Origin of the sequence: Wolbachia endosymbiont (group A) of Ophion costatus (assembly GCF_963969245.1) — a bacterium.
GTDB classification, from domain to species: Bacteria; Pseudomonadota; Alphaproteobacteria; order Rickettsiales; family Anaplasmataceae; genus Wolbachia; species Wolbachia pipientis.
In genome coordinates this window covers 389468-408707 of sequence record NZ_OZ017714.1, presented here as the reverse complement: position 1 = coordinate 408707, position 19240 = coordinate 389468, and the positions used below count along the sequence as shown (strand labels likewise).

The window sequence follows — 19240 nt, the reverse complement described above, 5'->3', positions numbered from 1 at the left end:
CTAAAAATCTTAACTTATGTTAATAAACATAGCAAATTAACAAAGTAGTTACAGCAAAAAAGCTAAAAAACTCTTAATCTATGGCCTAATTTACCAAACTTTGTCTCCATATATGAATCGTTATATTTATTACGTTCCACAATAAGTGGTAGACACTTTGTAACTCCTATACCACTACTTTCCAATTCTGACAATTTCCTATCATTGTTTGTAAGTAATTGGATTTTGTTAATGTTCAATTTCTTAAGCATTTTAGCTGCAACAGCAAAACTCCTTTCATCATCTTCAAAACCCAATATTCTATTTGCATCAACAGTATCAAGATTATGTCCTCTTTGCATACTGTACGCTCTTAACTTATTAGTTAAACCAATGCCTCTTCCATCTTGCATCAAATACAATATAATACCACTTCCAGAGTCAGCTATCATTTGAATTGCTTGATGTAACTGACTTCTGCAATCGCATGACAAGCTATCTAACAAGTCACCCGTATAGCACGAAGAATGAATTCTCACTAATGGTTCGTCATCTTTATCTGGATTGCCAATGATAATTGCATGATGTTCTCTTCCACCACTTTCGGTTCTATAAGATATGATATTTACTTCTTGAGTCTGTTTTAAAAATAATGATGTTTTGCACACTTCATATACATCCTGATTTTCTTGAAAATTATTTATGAATGACGTGTCCAGTGCAATAACGTCATTTTTCTCGCACCAATTTCGCATTTCATGGTTATTCTCAAAAGTCATATCAGCCACTAACGCGTATGGCAATAATTCTGACAACTTAAGCAAGGCAATAGCACATTCATCTATTGTCTTTGAGCATTGCAACTCTTTTATGCAATCTTCCTTTGAACAGTTTATTAAATAGAGCAGTTCATCAAAATTATTCACCAACAGACGTTTGCTGTTATGTTCTTTATTCTGAGATATGTATTTTACCTTACTTGAAGTTAAAGTAACATATACATTACTTGATGTAAACTTGTATTGATTAAATAAATCTCTTTCTAAAGCCTCAGCAGCAGCAAACAATAGGTAATTACTTTCATCATATATTACAATTGGCCGACCGCGCCTGATTTCGCTGATAGCTCTTTCTACCTTATTGCTACTCTGATTTCCTATAAACATTTTTACCCATATTAAACAGCGATAAAAACTGGTGCGGCCGAGAAGACTTGAACTTCCAAGGCCTTATGAGCCACAGCGACCTCAACGCTGCGTGTCTACCAATTCCACCACGGCCGCACTATATTCTAGTTTTTATATAATTATTTTAAATTACTTAATCATTTTAGAATTTTTCATCTAGAGTGTCAATCTGATACTAGAATAATTTAGAAATTGTTTGTATAATTTGATTATGAATTTTGTGATTATAAATTTTAATCATTTAAGATAACCTTACTACTAATTTTTAACTTAGGTTTTTATACAAATGAATATAGCTAATATCTTTATTTTTTTAGCTCTCTCTCTTATAACTAGCTTTCATTTCGTCCATGCACAAATATTATACACATGGTCTCAAGTTATCCCAGAAAATAAACTAAGCATACGCGCAATTACGGACAATGACATGTGTCCCATTGTTTATGTTGATGGCGAGGAAACAGAAATGCTGAATCGCAGCTCAATTAACAATGGTGATCATAACGAAACAGTTTGTGAACTGAAAGTACAAACAAGTGCCAAAAACATTAGTATTGAGGATCTACGGGTTCCTATATTACCAAAAAAGGTTAATAAAATTGCTTTCATTGGTGACACGGGCTGTAGAATAAATATGTTATTTCAGCAGGAATGTAATTCGGTAGATAGCTGGCCTTTAAAAAAAAATTTAGATTCAATCGCCCTTCATAAACCAGATTTAATTATCCATGTTGGTGATTATCATTATAGACAAACAAAATGTAGAAATACAAAAAAGTGTGGCGATATTTATGGATATAATAAAGAAGTTTGGTACGCTGATTGGTTTGAGCCTGCAAAGGATATTTTATCACAATCCCCTTTCCTTTTTGTTCGTGGAAACCATGAGAGTTGTGATAGAGCTTATGAAGGATGGTTCAGGTATCTAGATTCATACCCCTTTTCGTCTGAAAAATGTGGAAACTTCGTTTCTAGTTGGTCCTTAGATGCTGGACCGATGAAATTTTTTATCTTCGACTCTTCATCCGGTGAGGATATTTTTACAACCCAAAGCACAATTGATGCTTTTGAGAGGCAATTTGATAAATTGATACAAAATAGTTCTGACAAGCCCATGTGGTTTTTAACTCATAAACCGCTTTGGAGATCTCCAAAAAAAGAATTTTTGACATTAAAAAGCCATGGTAATCTTACACAAATCGAAGCTTTTGGAGATAAATTTCCAAGCAATGTTACTACCATAGTTTCTGGCCACATTCATATAGCCCAGATTTTATTAATGGATAATGTTCCAGACCAAATTATAGTTGGAAACGGTGGTGCATCATTACACGCTCAAGATCAAGAATCTGTTTATCAAAATGTAGAATTTGACTATTTAAATGGTAAAAACTACTTAGCACACGAGGTTAGAAACTTTTTTGGCTTTGGCTTTGCAATACTAAATTTAGATGATCACGAATTTACCTTCTATAATCAACACAATAAGGAAATGTATTCTGCGAAGCTAACAGAAGATTTTAAACTTAAACGGATTAAAACTATAGTCGATTCATTTTAGGATTTGTTATTAGCTATTTTAAAAACGCTACTTAAACATTTTTTTTAATCGATTGATTTCATCAGCAAATTTTGAGTCGGTCTTTATAAAATTTTCTACTTGTTTTACTGCATGTATAACAGTAGCATGGTCTCTGCCACCAAAGTTTCTCCCAATATCTGGTAGGCTTTTTTGCGTAAATTTTTTGGCAAAATACATAGCTATTTGTCTTGGCCTTGCAAGACTGCGAAGCCTTCTATTGGATTGCATATCTGCAACCTTTATATTGAAAAATTCAGCTACTTTCTTTTGTATTTCTTCTATTGTGACTGACCTATGATTTGACCTAAGAAGATCGATTAGGGTTTCACTAGCTGATTCTACCGTCATACTTCTTCCAATTAATGAGGTATGGGTAACCTTATTTAATGCTCCTTCTAATTCTCTTATATTAGATTTTATGTTCCTTGCTAAAAACTCTAGGACATCTTTCGGAACATACATATTCATCTGCTCCACTTTTGCCTGCAATATACCAAGCCTTAATTCAAAAGTTGTTTCATTAATATCTGCCACCAACCCCCAACCGAGTCGTGATTTTATTCTTTCTTCCACTCCATCAAGATCACTAGGAGACCTATCAGCTGATATAACCAATTGTTTATTTTGGTCTATCAATGCATTGAAAGTGTGAAAAAATTCTTCTTGTGTACTATCTTTACCACTGATAAATTGCACATCATCTACCATCAATACATCTACTGATCTAAATTGCTCTTTAAATAACATAATATCTTTGCTTCGCAGCGCTGTAATATATTGGTACATGAATTTCTCTGCTGATAAATACACCACTTTTCTTTTTGCTGATGGGGAATTGACTATGTGCCAAGCTATAGCATGCATTAGATGTGTTTTACCAAGTCCCACTCCACCATATAGAAACAAAGGATTGCTGCCTAATATTGGATCTATAGATTCTGCCACACGCTTTGCCGCCGTAAATGCTAATTCATTTGGCTTTCCCACTACAAAATTATCAAAGGTGAACCTTGGATCCAGCGGCGAACCAAGATTATGATTACTTTCCTCTCTGTTTTTTAGTATAACATTAAAATTTGAATTCCTCTCCTCAATTACTTGAATATCAATAGAACGTATACTTTTATCTTCGCTTTGCCATAATGATAATATTTTTTTCATGTAATGAACTGTAATCCACTCTTTTATAAACCTTGTTGACACGGATAAAAGAACTTCCCCATTTCTGCTACTGACAAATTTTAGTGAACTCAGCCAACTATTATATGTTGCTTCTCCATAAAGATTATAAAGACAATTTTGGATTTTTTCCCAAGTAACATTGTGATCCGTTACTGTAATAATCTGATCAAAAAACACAGTAGAAACCTTAGGGCTAGTTAAGTTCATATACCACACCAAGAAAAAAGCAATAATTAGAAAAATACAAGATAATCAATAGCTTACTGCAAAATGAAAAGCTAATACTACTTAATACATACTAAAAATTATGGTGATTTTTTGATGGGTTGTAAAGGGTATAAAAACATTAAAATTGATCATTTTTATTTCAAAAAAATGAAAAATTTGTAAATGTCGCTTGTATCGAGGATTAGAAGCATGCTATTAAAAACAGTAATACATTATGTATAAATAAGATGTTAAATTTACTGGCAAATAAGTAAAGTATTCATATAAATATAGCTAACCTAATATAGATTTACTGAAGCAAATTTATGATTATATTAAGTAATTTGAGTTGTTATGCTGTATTCGGTATTGAACTAGAGTTTTACATTGAAGGAATAGAAAAAGAATACTTATTTCTGAATAGCATCAAAAATAAAATAGCATCTCTTGAATTTTCTTGCGAGAAGGAGAATTCTACACATCAGTATGAGATAAAAAGTGGTTGTTATACGAACTCCGACAATTTAATTAAGCATTTTGAGTTAGCAAAACAATCACTTACTGAAACAGCACAAAAACTAGGTGGGAATATTTCTTTTAAAGCAAAGCCCTATTTGGATAGAGCAGGCAGTGCATTAAATGTGCATGTTAATCTCGTGAATTCAAATAACGATAACTTATTTTATATCAATGAGCAAAAGTACAGTGACTATCTGATTCATAGTATTGGTGGATTATGTGCAATGATGAAAAAACATATGTTGTTTTTTGCTCCAAATGATGATTCATATTTAAGATTTCAGTACCCGGATATTCACACTCCAACTACGATTAGTTGGGGAATAAATAACAGAACTGCTGCAATAAGAATTCCCTATTTTGGCAACGATTCCAAAAGATGCCGCCTAGAGCACCGTGTTCCTGGAGCAGATTGCAACCTTGAAAAAGTACTCACAGCAATAATTGAAGGTATAGTTTTTGGTATAGAGAACAAAATTGCTCCGCCAAATAGAGTGTATGGCATTGCATCTGATCCTCAATATAAGATGGAGAGTTTGATATAGCAACTACATCTAAAACCCTAACCCGTTAAATGGCTGTTGGATAATTGGCTGTTTTAGCACTTCCCTCACATCATTATTTACATTCCCGCACTGTAATAGCCACTCTGCAGGAGATAGTTTTCTCTCAGGTTTAGATTCTATACTAATATTTGCACTTGGTCCTTCAGGAAGTGGATTACCAAGCGCATCCATGTGTTTAGGTAAAGGTTCCATAACAATATTTGTAGCACTAGAAACGGAATGACTATCTTTAGTATCAGCGCTTTTAGAAAGTGAATTACCTTTGAAATCCATATGTTTAGGTAGTCCATTTTTCATTTCTTCTTCTGCTCTTTTATTTTTTAATTCTTCTTCTAGCTCAGTTTCAGTTCTTTTTGGTTCTTTTACGGTATCTTTTTCTTCACCTTCATCTTCTGAAACTTTATCTCCTGAAACACGAGTAATTTCAGCTTTAGTTCTTATTTTATTAATCAGCGAAAGTAATAAGTAAGTAACTGCAGCAGCAGAAACGATAATGGCTATCTTTGCGGCAATGTGGATTGCTGTTAAAAATATTAAAGCTGATAAAGCTCCAGCTAATCCAGACACAATAACTTTATTTTTGCCTTTTGTTACATTTAGAATTGCCACCATAATAACCTCTCAAATACTGTTCTAGAATTATTATACAGGAATTTTCTTATACTTGCAATTTTGCGAAAATTTTAATTATTTGCATAAAGTTTTAAGGCTACACAAGGATTAATTAATATGCAATGTATCTCGACTATAATATTGTACAAACACACATATTCAGCTAACATTCAACATGCAGAGCTTACTCATAGAGCGAAACAGGGCGGTGGTATTATTACTTATAGTAATTTTTATCTTCGGTTCATACGTTTATGTAAAAATGCCAAGGGAAAGCAATCCTGATATACAGATTCCTATAATCAGCGTGTTTGTTGGACTTCCTGGGATTTCTGCTCAAGATAGTGAAAAGCTATTAGTGCTTCCTATAGAAAATGAACTAAGATCCATCGAAGGTGTAAGATGTATGGTCCCAGAGTGTGATGGTGTGGATTTAGTATAAATAATTCTGGAGACTGTGTCCACTGATAACATATAAATTCATAAGGAGTAAGACCCTTAAGAGTTTTGAGTCTCTTTGCATAATTATAAGCCATAACAAAGTTATAAAGGTGTTCTTTAAGTTGCTGGTGCGATTGATAGTAATACTTCTTAACTGTAGCATCCTTTAAAGTTTTATTCATACGCTCGACTTGCCCATTCGTCCAAGGATGGCTAACTTTTGTCAAACGATGTTCAATAACATTCTCTTCGCAAACTCTATCAAATATATGTTGGAAAGCATACTTATGACGCTTCTGGTTTGTAAATTGTATACCGTTATCTGTCAAAATAGTATGGATTTTATACGGTAAAATTCTAATCAAATTACGTAAGAACTCAGCAGCTATGGGTTTTGTAGCACTGTTACACAACTCAACATAGGTAAATTTGGATGTCCTATCAATAGCAACAAACAAATGTAATTTGCCCTCCTCAGTTCTAACTTCAGCAATATCAATATGAAAGTAACCGATAGGATATTGTTTGAATTTCTTTTTTGACTTAACTTCTCCATCAACAGTTGGTAATCTGCTAATGTTGTGTCTTTGTAAACAACGATGCAAGCTAGAGCGAGTCAAATGCGGAATTGTAGACTGCAGAGCGTAAAGGCAATCATCTAGTGGCAGTAGTGTATACTTGCGAAATGTAACTATTATAGCTTCCTCTTCTAGCGTTAAAACAGTTGATCTTGGATGCTTTGGACCCATATCAGCATCTTTCGTAAATGAACGTTTTCTCCACTTAATAATAGTTTTTGGATTAAGGTTATAATGCTTGGAGAGTTTTGCTATGCTCTCTTTTCTATTTTGTATTGCTCTACGAATCGTCTGTGTTGTTTTGGCGCACCCATGTAATATCTGTCCCATAATGACTCCTTAAATGATGATGATAGTATACCATCACTCTCTGGGACCATACATCTAAGAGAATTGAGAGCTTTTGCAACTAATGATGGTGCTCACATGATACTCGAATTTGGAACAGAGTATGATAATAAAGAAGTGCTCGATAATGTCCGTTCAAAGCTTTCAAACATAAAATCGAAGTTACCTGTTGAAGCGGAATCTCCAATAATAAATGAAATAAACTTGAGTCTATTTCCCATATTAAATGTTGGCTTAATTGGTAATCTGCCAGAAAGAGCCTTAACTGAAATAGCACGCAAGTTAAAGAAAGAAATAGAATCTCTGCCAAATGTTCTCAAAGTTGAAGTGGCAGGTATTCGTAAAGAAACAGTGGAAGTTATAATTGAGCCCACAGTTCTAACAAAATATAACATTCAATCAAACGAAATATTCCAAGCTATATCAAGCAATAATAGACTAGTGGGAGCTGGGTCACTGGCCGGTAAATATTCGATTAAAATATCAGGGTTATTAAAAGATATAGAAGATATTATGAATATTCCTATTAGATCTCAAGGCGATGCAGTTTTGAGAATCAAAGATATAGCAAAAGTATACCCTAGGTTTGAGGATCACCAAGGATTTGCTCGCATTAATGGATTACCTAGTGTCATGCTAGAAATTTCAAAACGTAACGGAAAAAACATAATAGACACAGTAAATCAAGTAAAATACTTAATGGATAAGGCAAAAGATCAATTACCTGAAAATTTAAAAGTGGTGTACTTAAACGACCAGTCAAAAAACGTCCGCGATGTGCTTGATGACTTGGAAAACGGCATAATATTTGCTGTGTTGTTAATATTGATCATAATGATGCTTTCTATGGGAACAAGGATTGCTATTCTTGTGGCACTCTCGATACCCGGTTCCTTTCTCATTGGGATAATAGCTCTTTACTTTATGGGTATAACCTTAAATATCGTTGTGCTCTTCAGTTTAATTATGGCTGTTGGCATGCTGGTTGATGATGCAATTGTGATCAGCGAATATGCCGATAGAAAGATGATCTGCGGAATGGATAAAGTAGAAGCTTTTTACACTTCAGTTCGTGATATGTTTTATCCGGTTCTATCATCAACGTTAACTAAATTAGCAGTGTTTTTTCCTCTATTATTCTGGCCTGATACTGTTGGTAAATTCATGCAGTACATACCAATTACAATAATTCTAACTTTGACTGGATCGCTCATTATGGCTTTGGTTTTTATACCAACACTTGGTGCAATATTTGGTAAGCCTTCGATAACTTCAAAAAAAGAAATAAAAAAAATGAGTGCTATAGAAAGTGGTGAAATAAAAAATGCTGGGCCTATAATAAGAGCTTACGTACGCATGCTAGAGAAGGTTTTGGATAATCCTAAAAAATTCGTATGTGCTACTGTATTCGTTTTGTTTTCATTTAGTGTGCTGTACTTTACTTTTGGTCCTGGAGTAAAGTTTTTTCCGAAAGTGGATTCAGATAATATTTTAATCAGTGTTAAAGCAAAAGAAAGCTTATCAGCCAAAGAACGAGATCTGATACTCAAAGAAGTGGAAGAACGCATTTTGAGCATTGAAAAAGAAATTCATGTTTCTTATGCTAGATCAGGAGCATTTTCAGACAACGTTATCGCCAGAATACAACTAGAACTTATGGATTGGCGCTTCAGGCGCAAAGCTAAGCACATACTAAATGATATAAGGAGCAGTGTGCAAGACATGAAAGGAATAATAATTAATGTTCAAGAGGAAAAGCCAGGACCGTCGGCTGACAAGCCAATACAAATTAACCTCAGCGGGAGTGTATCCAGTTTGAATTTAGCAGCAGAGAAAATTCTAGAAATTATGAACCAACCTTCATCCGGGTTTATAAATATTCAAGATAGCAGATCAGCACCTGAAATAGAGTGGAATATGAGTGTTGATAAGAGTAAGGCTACAAGCTCTGAAGTAAGTGTTGCAACCATTGGCGATTTTATAAAGATGGTTACAAATGGAGTGTTGATTGGAAAATATAGACCAAATAACACGGATGAAGAAATCGATATTGTACTCCGTTTCCCTGGAAAGGATCGCAACATGAAGACTATAGACAATCTTTTTATCAATACAGTTAATGGCCCGTATCCTATGAGCAATATAGTAAAATATGCTCCCGAAAAAAAGGTAAACAAACTAAACAGGATTGATGGATTACGCATAGTGACAATCTCTGCTGACGTTGATACTGGCTATCTTGTTGATGAAAGAGTAAAGTTCATTCAGAATTCTATTGCCCAGGATTGGGACAAGGGAGTAAAAATTGATTTTAAAGGCGACAAAGAAGATCAACAAAAATCAGGAGCATTTTTGTTAAAGGCTTTTATATTAGCGATTACACTAATGATATTGGTATTAGTGACACAGTTTAATAATGTATACCATACATTTATCGTAATGACAGCAGTGTTTTTATCCACAACATGTGTGTTTTTTGTTTTCTTTCTTATCCAACAAGTTTTCGTAGTTGTTATGTGTGGAGTGGGGATAATTGCTTTGGCGGGAATTATAGTGAATAATAACATACTATTACTTGATGCCTTTCATCACCAAATTAAGGTACACAAAAATGACATCAAGCGATGTGTAATAAACGCTGCAATTTCTCGCGTTAGGCCAATATTGCTTACCGTTGCAACCACAGTTCTTGGTTTAATACCGATGATTACCAGGTTAAATATCAATTTTTTTACGCTACAAATCACATATGATGCTCCATCAAGCCAGTGGTGGGTTGACATTTCAACAACCATAGCAAGTGGAATATTGGTTGCAACGGTTTTAACTTTATTCTTTACTCCTGCGTTGCTTGTTATACAAAGACATGAAAAAACTTGACTTAAATTAGCAATCATTTAACATTTAAGATAGTGTTCTTTGCCCGTTGGAGCTATAATTATAACTAATTACATTGGATTTATTTATTATGATTGCTAATCGTAAAAGCAGTGTTAAGCAGAAAAGTAACAAGAATAACATAGTTGGAAGCCTTGATGTAATAAAAACAGCAGGAGAGCTTTCACTTCAAAAAGGTTTAGATTTTGATGTTGTAATAAAGGCACTAGAAAGTGCTATAGAAGCAGTGGCTTATCAAAAATATGGTAGCAAAAGTAAAATTGTAGTTAATATAGATAGAAACACAGGCAAAGTTACTTCATACAGAAAACTAAAAGTTATTGATGACGAATCAAATAGAGAAGAGAATACTGAGTATGAATCAATTACGCTGACACAAGCTAAATTAATAAAAGAAGATGCAAAAATTGGAGATACTGTTAGTGAATTACTCTCTCTTAACACTGATCTTGCTTCAGCAAGAATTGCCCAGCAAAAAATTGCTCAAATAATTAAAGATGAAGAGTCAAAAAAGCAATATGAGGAATTTAAAGATAAGGTGGGAGAAATAAGGTATGGTATTGTTAAACAAGTAGAATATTCAGATCTTATTATAGACATAAATGGCACTAAGGCATATCTTCCATTACGAAATTTAACCGGTGGTGAATCATTTCGTGAAGGCGATAAGGTTAAAACTTATATACAGACTGTTAAGCGCTCTGATGATGGACGTCAAATTATTCTTTCTAGGACTCATGAAGGCTTTTTAGAGGCATTATTAAATCAAGAAATACCAGAAATTGCTGATGGGTTAGTAACAATTAAAGGTATAGCTAGAGACGCCGGCTCAAGGTCTAAGGTTGCTGTTTTCTCTCCTGACAAGAACATTGATCCAGTAGGTGCTTGTGTTGGAGTTAAGGGAGATAGAATAAAAACCATTATACACGAATTAAATGGTGAAAAAATTGACGTTATAAATTACTCCTCAGATTTGGGTCAATTTGTTATTAAAGCCATTACTCCTGCAGAAGTATCGAAGGTTATTATTGATGAAAATGAAAATTGCATAGAATTAATAGTTGCTGAAGATCAATTGAGTTTAGCTATAGGAAAAAAGGGCCAGAATGTAAGATTAGCTTCAGAGCTTGTTGGATGGAAAATTGAGATATTAAGCACTCAGCAAGAATCAGAAAGGCGAAGTAAAGAACTTAGTCAATGTTCAGCTTTATTTGCTGAAGCTTTAAACTTAGAAGAGATTATGGGTCAGCTATTGGTGACAGAAGGTTTTTCAAGCGTAGAAGATATATCCAGCGCTTCAATTAAAGAGCTTGCTTCAATAGAGGGCTTTAATGAGGATATTGCAAACGAACTTCACAATAGAGCAAACAAGTATCTGAAAGCAGAAAATGATAGAAAAATAGAAGAGCTAAAAAGTCTAGGTATGGAAGATGATGTAATCAATTTAACTTTATCAATAGACAATAAAATTGCTCTTAGTAAACATGATATTAAGACTTTAGAGGACATAGCAGATTTATCAAGTTATGAGTTTTGCAGCATACTCTCTTCCTCAGCTGATAATAAGATGAATTCAGAAAATCTAAAAGATACAGTAGACTCAATAATCATAGAAGCACGTAAAAAGCTTGGGTTAATATAATAAAATAATATGAATAATGAAGATATCAGTAATAAAAAATTAACGCTCCAAGGCTTAAGCAAGCTTAAATTAGACCTCAATTTAAACTCTTCAACTAGCCCAAGTACTGGAGCTAGAATAGTAAAAAAAAGAAGAAAAAAATCTCATGATGCAGAAGAACATAATTTATTTGACGAGAGTAAATTAGGTTCTTTAACAGAGAAAGAACAAATTTTCCGCATTAATGCTGTGCAGAATGCTGCTTTGCTGAAAGAAAAAAATCAGAGAGAAGAAAAAGAGAAAACAGCAAAAGAAGACAGCAATAAAGAGATTGACGAGAAAAATGAAGCGGACACTTTATCTAAAGAAATAAATAAGCAAGTTTTAAGTGATACTCACTTAGTTGAACTAAAAGAAGATAATATTGACTATGAGGGCGACGATAAAAAGTCTTCTAAAGTCAACAAAGATATATATTCTAAGCATTCTAAACTGGTAATTGCACAGGCAATAGATGAAAAAACTGAACAACCCCCTGTATTTAAGCAAAGATTTGGTATAAGAAGTAGAAAGTCAAAGTTTACCAAGGGTAAAAATATATCAAGAGAAGTTATTATACCAGACAAAATAACTATCAGGGAGTTATCTATTCGCATGGCAGAAGATAGCAAGAGTGTGCTAAAAATGTTCAAAGAAGAAGTCGGTGAGAGTTATAGAGTAGATGATCTGGTGGATCCAGATATAGCATGTGAAATAGTGGAAAAATTTAATCATATGGCTAAACGAGTGAGCGATACCAACAGAGAAAAAGATTTATTTTTTATAGAAGGCAGAGAAAGCCTGCCTAAAAAACCTAAACCACCAATCGTCACTTTTATGGGACACGTCGATCATGGTAAAACCTCATTGCTCGATGTATTTCGTGAATCTAATGTTGCAGAAAGAGAGTCAGGTGGCATAACTCAACACATAGGTGCTTATCAAATAACGACAAAAGATAAGCAAAAAATTACCTTTATTGATACACCAGGACATGAAGCGTTCACTGCGATGCGTGCACGTGGTGCCAATATTACTAATATAGTTGTAATAGTAGTTGCAGCTGACGATGGAATCATGAAACAAACAGTTGAAGCAATAAATCATGCAAAAGCAGCAAATGTTTCCATTATAGTTGCTATTAATAAAATTGATAAATCTGAGCCTGGTGATGTAGAAAAAATAATTAATAGTTTGCCTCAATATGATCTCATCCCTGAAGGGCTTGGTGGTGATGTTATGATTGTGCCAGTATCAGCAAAAAAGAAAACTAATTTAGATAAACTAGAAGAGACGATTTTGTTAATCGCTGAATTAATGAAGCTAGAAGCAATAGAAGATTGTCGAGCACTTGGATGGGTAATAGAATCCAAAATAGATAAAGCGAAAGGAATATCAGCCACATTGATAGTTGAGGAAGGAACGTTAAAGGTTGGTGATATATTGGTAGTTGGTACAACATACAGCAAAGTACGTAGTATGGTTAATCACCTCGGTCAAAGAGAAAAAGCAGCACTACCCTCCGCTCCAATTGAAATTACTGGTCTAAATGGTGTGCCAAATGCTGGAGATAAATTTGTTGTTATAAATTCTGAAAAGCAGGCGCGTGAAATTGTTGAATACAGGCTAGAGTTAATCAAGAAAAAGAAAGAAGATTTGGGCGACAATAATTTAGATATATTCAGTCGTAATAACAGCGAAACAGAAGAACTATCTGTAGTTTTAAAGTGCGATGTAACTGGTTCTATTGAAGCAATATCAAGTTCAATTGATAAACTCGGTAAAGACCAAGTGAAATTAAATATCCTACACAAAGCAGTAGGAGGGATAACAGATTCAGATGTGCTGCTTGCAGAAGCATCAAGTGCAGTAATTTTAGCTTTTAATGTAAAAGTGGATTCAAAAATAAGGGACTTGGCAAAACAAAAAGGTGTAGAAATACATACTTATAACATAATATACGAGCTCATTGACGACATGAGAATGTATTTAACTAAAATGTTAAAGCCTGTTACACGAGAGGTTCGTGTTGGCTTTGCATCTGTGAGGCAAATATTTAACGTATCTAAAGCTGGTAATATCATTGGATGTTACGTAAGTGATGGAGTCATAAGAAAAGATTCTTTAATTAAGGTAATGCGTGGTGGCAAATTGGTGCATGAAGGAAAGTTAAAAGCACTACGTAGATTTAAAGATGATGTTAAAGAAGTAGGTGTAAACTTTGAATGCGGAGTATCACTAGAGGGTAATATCGATATTAAAGTTGGAGATATTTTAGAAGCTTATCAATTAGTGCAAGAAGAAAGGGTATTATAGTAGCTGGATATGAAAAAGGAAATTAGAAACCTAAAAATAGCATCGGTATTGCATAGAGCGATATCAAGAGTCCTAATGGAAGGTAAGGTGTTCAATAAAAATGTAGCGGTATCTGACGTAAAATTAAGTAAAGATTTGAAAAAAGCAGATGTATATATTGTGTTATCTTCATTGAATATTCAAGTAGCTGACTACTTAGATCCAGAAAAAAGACGCACTGGAGATCCTTCTGAGAATAATTGTGATATTAATACTGTTGTTAATGAAATGAACCAATCTGCATGGTCAATACGTAAATCTATATTGTGTTATGTTGATTTGCGATTTATACCTGAACTAGTTTTCAAGCCTGACTTAGCGTTCGATAATTTTGTTAATGTAAGCAAAATATTACATAATCACACTTAATTAATGCATTTCAATCGTTACTTTTCATTAATGAGGTTGCACAGTTTAACGGGTTTGTGGCTTGTGCTATTTCCCAGTTTGAGCGGTATTCTTTTAGCCTCAACTTCTCTATCGTATCAGGTTCTTTTTCTCCTTGTTTTGTTTACTATAGGTGCATTTTTAATGAGACCCGCAGGGTGCATAATCAATGACATTTTCGATAGGGAAATAGATGCGCACGTTGAACGAACAAAATATAGGCCACTTGCAAGTGGTGCATTAAACATAAAGCAGGCTTTAGCTTTACTTTCACTGTTACTGTCTATTGCCCTGGTAATCTTATTATTAACTAATAAAACTACACTCATACTTGGAATAATCTCAATGTGTATGATAGCTACTTACCCTTTATTAAAGCGGTATGTTTGGTGGCCACAATTGTTCTTAGGGTTTACCTTCAATATGGGATCGCTCATGGGCTCAGCAGCAATAACAAACCAGATCAGTATAGAATCCTTGCTGTTTTATATAGGATGCGTCTTTTGGACACTTAGCTATGACACCATATACGCCCATCAAGATAAAAAAGATGATGAAAAACTCGGGATGAAATCTACCGCATTATATTTTGGTGATACAACAAAATCTTGGTTGAAAAGATTTTATTTAATATCTCTTATGACGTGGCTATATGCTGGTATTTTATCATCATTAAATAACATTTTTTATATTGCTCTACTTGCTGTAGGGTTCATATTTCACCGCCAATACAAAAATTTCAATCCTGACGATCCCAGTCAATGCATGTCCATATTTAAAAATAACTCCTACGTAGGGTTGCTGCTCTTTTTCGGCATTCTTTTAGATAGAATTATCACCTAGGTCTCAAGAGTTTCGGCTCTAATGAAATCAATAGACTCAGGTAGCCCGCAGAAACAAAAAAACTTGCTTGACAAACTCCGCCAGCCCTCTTATCATGAAACTGAAGCTATTGTATTTGCTTTCGCCAATCTGCAGATTAAAAGGTAAGGATTACTTAATGTATCGGCGTCTTATGTTCAATTTTTGTCTCCGTTCAGCAGAGTGGTTTAAGAAACAATAGATAGAAGGTTTTGAAAAGGGTTCAGCCTCCTTTGTTTCCAAATTAAGTATAATGAAATTATCTTTTCGTATCCGTTCAGGAGAGTGGTTTAAGAAACAATAGATAGGAGATTTTGGAAAGGATTGAGACCCCTTTGTTTCCAAGTTAAGTATAATGAAATTATCCGCTCAAGGAATGTATTTCCCCGCTTTGATTGTGTAAAATATGAGTTTTTGCGATAAACGACATAATGCCGAATTTGCCGTTCAGCGTGGTTATTTGTCAGCGGAATATTTTCTGGGTCATCTAAAAATTTCCACATCATTCTTTCAGATCTCAGAACATTTTTTGCAACTCGAGAGGCTCCAATTGCTTCAGGTAAACGAGATATCTCCTTCAAGTAATACTTTGTACGTTTTCTTAATTTTCTGGCACGTCTGACAAACCTCAAAACATCTATCTCACTTTTTAGTAAAGCTTTTTTTAGTGCAAATAATTCAGTGGCCACGTTTCTCAAGTAACAACCCAGAACTTTAACTTCAATATTCCAACTATGTGCTAATCTTTCAAAATCTCTTGATAAATGTGCCCAACAGATTTGCCTGTTTTTATCGGCAAAATAATTGTATGCTGCATACCTGTCAGTTATTACCAAGCTATTGCGATTGCAGAATTTACTATTTTGTAAAACTTTCATTCCTCTTGACTCTGTAAATTTTACAAAACTTGCCGTATTGCTTGCAAACATCCAACACCAAGCGAGTTTACCTTTGTTATAATGGCTCGTTTCATCAATATGTAGAACTTTACTCCTACTTATCTCTTGTTCGATCTGCTCATACATTTTTTTGCATTTTGAAGCAACTCTATGTTCACTATTTGATATGCTACCGACGCTTATGTTCAAATTGAAGATATCATTTACGACACTCGCTATTTCGCGTTTTGAATTTTTGTAGAATCCGCTGAACGCTGCAATTATTGACTTAACCCTTGGACCAAATGTATCTGGCGTAACACCTTCCGGTAACTTGCTACTTCTTCTCTTTCCGCATCTCCGACAACGGCCATGTTCTAACTGATATTCCACTACATAAGGCTTGATTTCTGGAAGATCAACTTTCTGATGAATATATGGTTTTTCACATATTGCAATTTCTCCTCCGCATTCGCAAGTATTAGGCAACTCTATCTTTACTACTTTATCTGCATCCATGTTGGCGCGAAAACTTCCTTTATGACCAACCTGACCGCCAATATTCCTTTCGCTTTTCGGCTTATTCTTTTTTATTTTATACAACTCTTTGGAACTTGGTATTGATGAATTTTTTGAGCTTAAACCGAGTCTTTCTCTTAACTCAGCATTTTCTATCTTTAAAGCCTTATTTTCTGCTTTTAAACTTTCATTCTCTTTTTCCAATCTTTCTATTTTTGCTTCTAACCTTTCTATTTTTTGCTGTAAATTTTTGCAAAGTTCTAAAAGGTTTACCATATTACTTCACTTTTGCTCTATGATTATCTTCTTAGATCACCTTGTCTACCTTATTCTGCCACTCCGCTGAACGGATACCAATTTTTTGCAGTATATAGATACTGTATGTCTTTACAAAACTTCATCTACATCTAGATTTTTATCTAAATAAGCTGAACGCGCTTATAAAGCGTTACAAGACATCAAAAAATGCCAATACTCGACAGAGATAGTAAAAGACTAGCTAAGAGGTTGTCCGGAAACAAGTAAAAGGCTATAATATCTGAAATTTTAGTACGGGGTAAAGATGAGAAAAAAGTATCCAACAGATCTAAGCGAAAGGGAATGGGCAAGAATAGAAAAACACTTCAGAGTATCATACAAGAAAGGAGGAAGGCCGCCAAAGTATAGCAAAAGAGAAATATTAGAAGCAATTTTCTATGTATTGCGTACAGGGTGTCAATGGCGGTATTTACCAAATGATTTTCCGCTATGGAAGACTGTGTATGAGCAGTTCAGGCAATGGAAGAAGCAGGGAATTTTTGAGAAAATGAATTATGAAATTACAAAATATAGTAGAAGAAAAATAGGAAGGAATGAGCAGCCGAGTGCCTGTATAGTAGATAGTCAATCTGTAAAGACTACAGAAAAGGGGGGATCAAAGGCTATGATGGAAGTAAAAAAGTAAAGGGTAGAAAAAGGCATATAATTACAGACACTCAGGGTTTTATACTAGGTTGTTACGTAGGCGCTGCTAACGAAAATGATAGAGATGGTATTAAAATAGCATTAAACAATATGAGAACAAAATATACTAAAGTTAAAAAAATGTGGGCTGACATGGGATACCAAGGAAGAAATTTAAAGAATCACATAAAGGAAGAATATGACATAGATATTGAAATTGTTACAAGGCCTCCATGTAGATTTTGGGTGCACAAAGATACGCCACCTGAGCTACTACCAACAAGAGAACAAGGGTTTAAAGTACAGCCAAGAAGATGGGTTGTAGAAAGGACTTTTGCTTGGGTTAATAGGAATAGAAGGCTATCGAAGGAGTATGATTTACTCACAACATCCACTGAGAATTTCATATACCTAGCTATGAGTAGGGTTATGTTAAAGAGGGAATATGCTTGAATTTACTTGTTTCCGGACAACCTCTAATACCAATTCTCATTGTTGTCCAGTCAAATAGGAAACATTGCAGAGTTGTTTAATTGTGGAGCTGGCAAGAGAAGTAATAAATTTGCACAAAGCACCCTCAAGTAGAGCAATTGTATCGTATATTTTATTGCGCAAAATGTTCTGTTTTATATATAACCAAAGCCTCTCAACAGGATTTAGCTCAGGTGAGTATGGAGGTAGGTATATAATGTCGATATTTTTAGGTACCTTTAAATTTTTTGACCTATGCCAACTAGCACAGTCCATAACGAGAAAAGCCTCTCGTGTTTCTAGATATTGCGAAATTTGCTCAAGAAATATGTTCATGCAATCAGTGTTGACATTTGGTGCAAATAAGCTAGAACTCTCTCCATTTCTAGGATTAACTGCACTATAGAGATAGAAATTTTGCCTACCTAATTTTGTTTTAACCTGTGTTCTAATCCCCTTTTTAAACCACACATGTCCAACTTTTGAATGTGTGCCAAACCGTGATTCATCAAAGAAAAATAGCTCTTTTTCTGGATACTTGCTAATAGCTCCATTGAGATTTTTTTTTGAATTCCTCTTGTTTGCTTTTATCTTGTCCATTATGAACTGGTCTTGGTGTAATATATGAGAATTTCATCTTTTGCATATGGCGGTGTACTGTAGATTTGCTGATATTTAATCCGAACTTTTCCTGGATTCTTATTCTCATTTCTTTAATGGTGATATTAGGATTTTCTTCTATCCACTCTTCAATTTGCTGTAGTTGAGCCTGATTTAATTTAGTTTTTCTACGACGTTGTGAAGGAGCAAACAGTTTTTCTTCTCTGCCAATTTTCAAGAGTTTTACCCACGAAGTTAGTGCGCTTCTTGAAATGCAATATATTTTTGCTACAGCCGTTATACTGTACTTTTTTGCTGCAATTACAGCATTTAGTTTTTTTGAAACATATGCATTATTCCTTACTTTCTTCAGCATTTCTTTTGCTGATTCTACTACTTTTTCATCCAATAATTTTGATCTTAATGCCATTTAAACCTCGCTATTTTACTTACTTCAGTATGGCTTTT

General features: G+C 34.2%; 15 protein-coding genes and 1 tRNA gene. 9 read left to right on the top strand and 7 right to left on the bottom strand.

Annotated elements, in window-relative coordinates:
- Positions 1-62: 62 nt before the first annotated feature.
- Together AACH21_RS02070 and AACH21_RS02065 are read right to left on the bottom strand one after the other, a co-directional pair.
- The gene (locus AACH21_RS02070) at positions 63-1145 is read right to left on the bottom strand and encodes a GTP cyclohydrolase II (protein ID WP_338482682.1); all 1083 of its coding nucleotides are present in this window, start codon (positions 1143-1145) and stop codon (positions 63-65) included.
- Positions 1146-1174: 29 nt separating this feature from the next.
- Positions 1175-1262, bottom strand: a tRNA-Leu gene (locus AACH21_RS02065).
- 190 nt (positions 1263-1452) lie between these two features.
- Between AACH21_RS02065 and AACH21_RS02060 the strand changes: the two genes are divergently transcribed.
- Positions 1453-2727, top strand: a complete 1275-nt coding sequence (locus AACH21_RS02060) for a metallophosphoesterase (protein ID WP_338482680.1) — start codon at positions 1453-1455, stop codon at positions 2725-2727.
- A 27-nt stretch (positions 2728-2754) separates the two neighbouring features.
- Here the strand turns inward: AACH21_RS02060 and dnaA are convergent, their stop codons facing one another.
- Positions 2755-4137, bottom strand: coding sequence for a chromosomal replication initiator protein DnaA (gene dnaA, locus AACH21_RS02055; RefSeq protein ID WP_338482679.1), 1383 nt, complete (start codon positions 4135-4137; stop codon positions 2755-2757).
- A gap of 326 nt (positions 4138-4463) precedes the next feature.
- On the opposite strand from dnaA, the gene AACH21_RS02050 reads away from it, so the two are divergent.
- Positions 4464-5201 carry a glutamine synthetase gene (locus tag AACH21_RS02050; RefSeq protein WP_006279775.1) on the top strand — a complete coding sequence of 246 codons (738 nt, stop codon included), beginning with the start codon at positions 4464-4466 and terminating at the stop codon, positions 5199-5201.
- Between the two features lie 9 nt (positions 5202-5210).
- On the opposite strand, the gene AACH21_RS02045 is transcribed toward AACH21_RS02050, so the two are convergent.
- Positions 5211-5834 (bottom strand): hypothetical protein, encoded by a 624-nt coding sequence (locus tag AACH21_RS02045; protein ID WP_338482678.1) that lies wholly within the window; start codon positions 5832-5834, stop codon positions 5211-5213.
- Positions 5835-6009: 175 nt separating this feature from the next.
- Between AACH21_RS02045 and AACH21_RS07090 the strand changes: the two genes are divergently transcribed.
- Positions 6010-6276: an efflux RND transporter permease subunit gene (locus tag AACH21_RS07090; protein WP_410541809.1), complete on the top strand. Its 267-nt coding sequence runs from the start codon at positions 6010-6012 to the stop codon at positions 6274-6276.
- On the opposite strand, the gene AACH21_RS02040 is transcribed toward AACH21_RS07090, so the two are convergent.
- A complete protein-coding gene (locus AACH21_RS02040) occupies positions 6200-7183 on the bottom strand; it encodes an IS481 family transposase (protein WP_338482676.1) in 984 nt (327 codons plus the stop codon). The genes AACH21_RS07090 and AACH21_RS02040 overlap by 77 nt on opposite strands.
- Before the next feature lie 96 nt (positions 7184-7279).
- On the opposite strand from AACH21_RS02040, the gene AACH21_RS02035 reads away from it, so the two are divergent.
- The 5 genes from AACH21_RS02035 to ubiA all read left to right on the top strand — a co-directional run bounded on the left by AACH21_RS02035 (position 7280) and on the right by ubiA (position 15344).
- A complete protein-coding gene (locus AACH21_RS02035) occupies positions 7280-10081 on the top strand; it encodes an efflux RND transporter permease subunit (protein ID WP_338482675.1) in 2802 nt (933 codons plus the stop codon).
- An 88-nt stretch (positions 10082-10169) separates the two neighbouring features.
- The gene (gene nusA / locus AACH21_RS02030; protein WP_006279771.1) at positions 10170-11741 is read left to right on the top strand and encodes a transcription termination factor NusA; all 1572 of its coding nucleotides are present in this window, start codon (positions 10170-10172) and stop codon (positions 11739-11741) included.
- Positions 11742-11750: 9 nt separating this feature from the next.
- Complete coding sequence (gene infB / locus AACH21_RS02025; protein ID WP_338482674.1) at positions 11751-14075, top strand: translation initiation factor IF-2; 2325 nt, start codon at positions 11751-11753, stop codon at positions 14073-14075.
- Between the two features lie 9 nt (positions 14076-14084).
- A complete protein-coding gene (locus AACH21_RS02020; RefSeq protein WP_006279769.1) occupies positions 14085-14483 on the top strand; it encodes a ribosome-binding factor A in 399 nt (132 codons plus the stop codon).
- A gap of 3 nt (positions 14484-14486) precedes the next feature.
- Positions 14487-15344, top strand: coding sequence for a 4-hydroxybenzoate octaprenyltransferase (ubiA, locus tag AACH21_RS02015; RefSeq protein WP_077188461.1), 858 nt, complete (start codon positions 14487-14489; stop codon positions 15342-15344).
- Positions 15345-15652: 308 nt separating this feature from the next.
- Here ubiA and AACH21_RS02010 read toward each other — a convergent pair whose 3' ends face one another.
- Positions 15653-17035 (bottom strand): IS66-like element ISWen3 family transposase, encoded by a 1383-nt coding sequence (locus AACH21_RS02010; protein ID WP_007548562.1) that lies wholly within the window; start codon positions 17033-17035, stop codon positions 15653-15655.
- A 286-nt stretch (positions 17036-17321) separates the two neighbouring features.
- Here AACH21_RS02010 and AACH21_RS02005 point away from each other — a divergent pair.
- Positions 17322-18154 (top strand): IS5-like element ISWpi1 family transposase gene (locus AACH21_RS02005; protein ID WP_236514306.1). Its coding sequence is split into 2 segments (ribosomal slippage): positions 17322-17691 and positions 17691-18154, totalling 834 coding nucleotides; the frame shifts between segments, so codons are not numbered across the junction.
- A gap of 36 nt (positions 18155-18190) precedes the next feature.
- Here AACH21_RS02005 and AACH21_RS02000 read toward each other — a convergent pair.
- A protein-coding gene (locus AACH21_RS02000) for an IS630 family transposase (RefSeq protein ID WP_338482214.1) occupies positions 18191-19202 on the bottom strand; the annotation gives its coding sequence in 2 pieces (ribosomal slippage) (positions 18191-18739 and positions 18741-19202; 1011 coding nt in all).
- Positions 19203-19240: the final 38 nt, after the last annotated feature.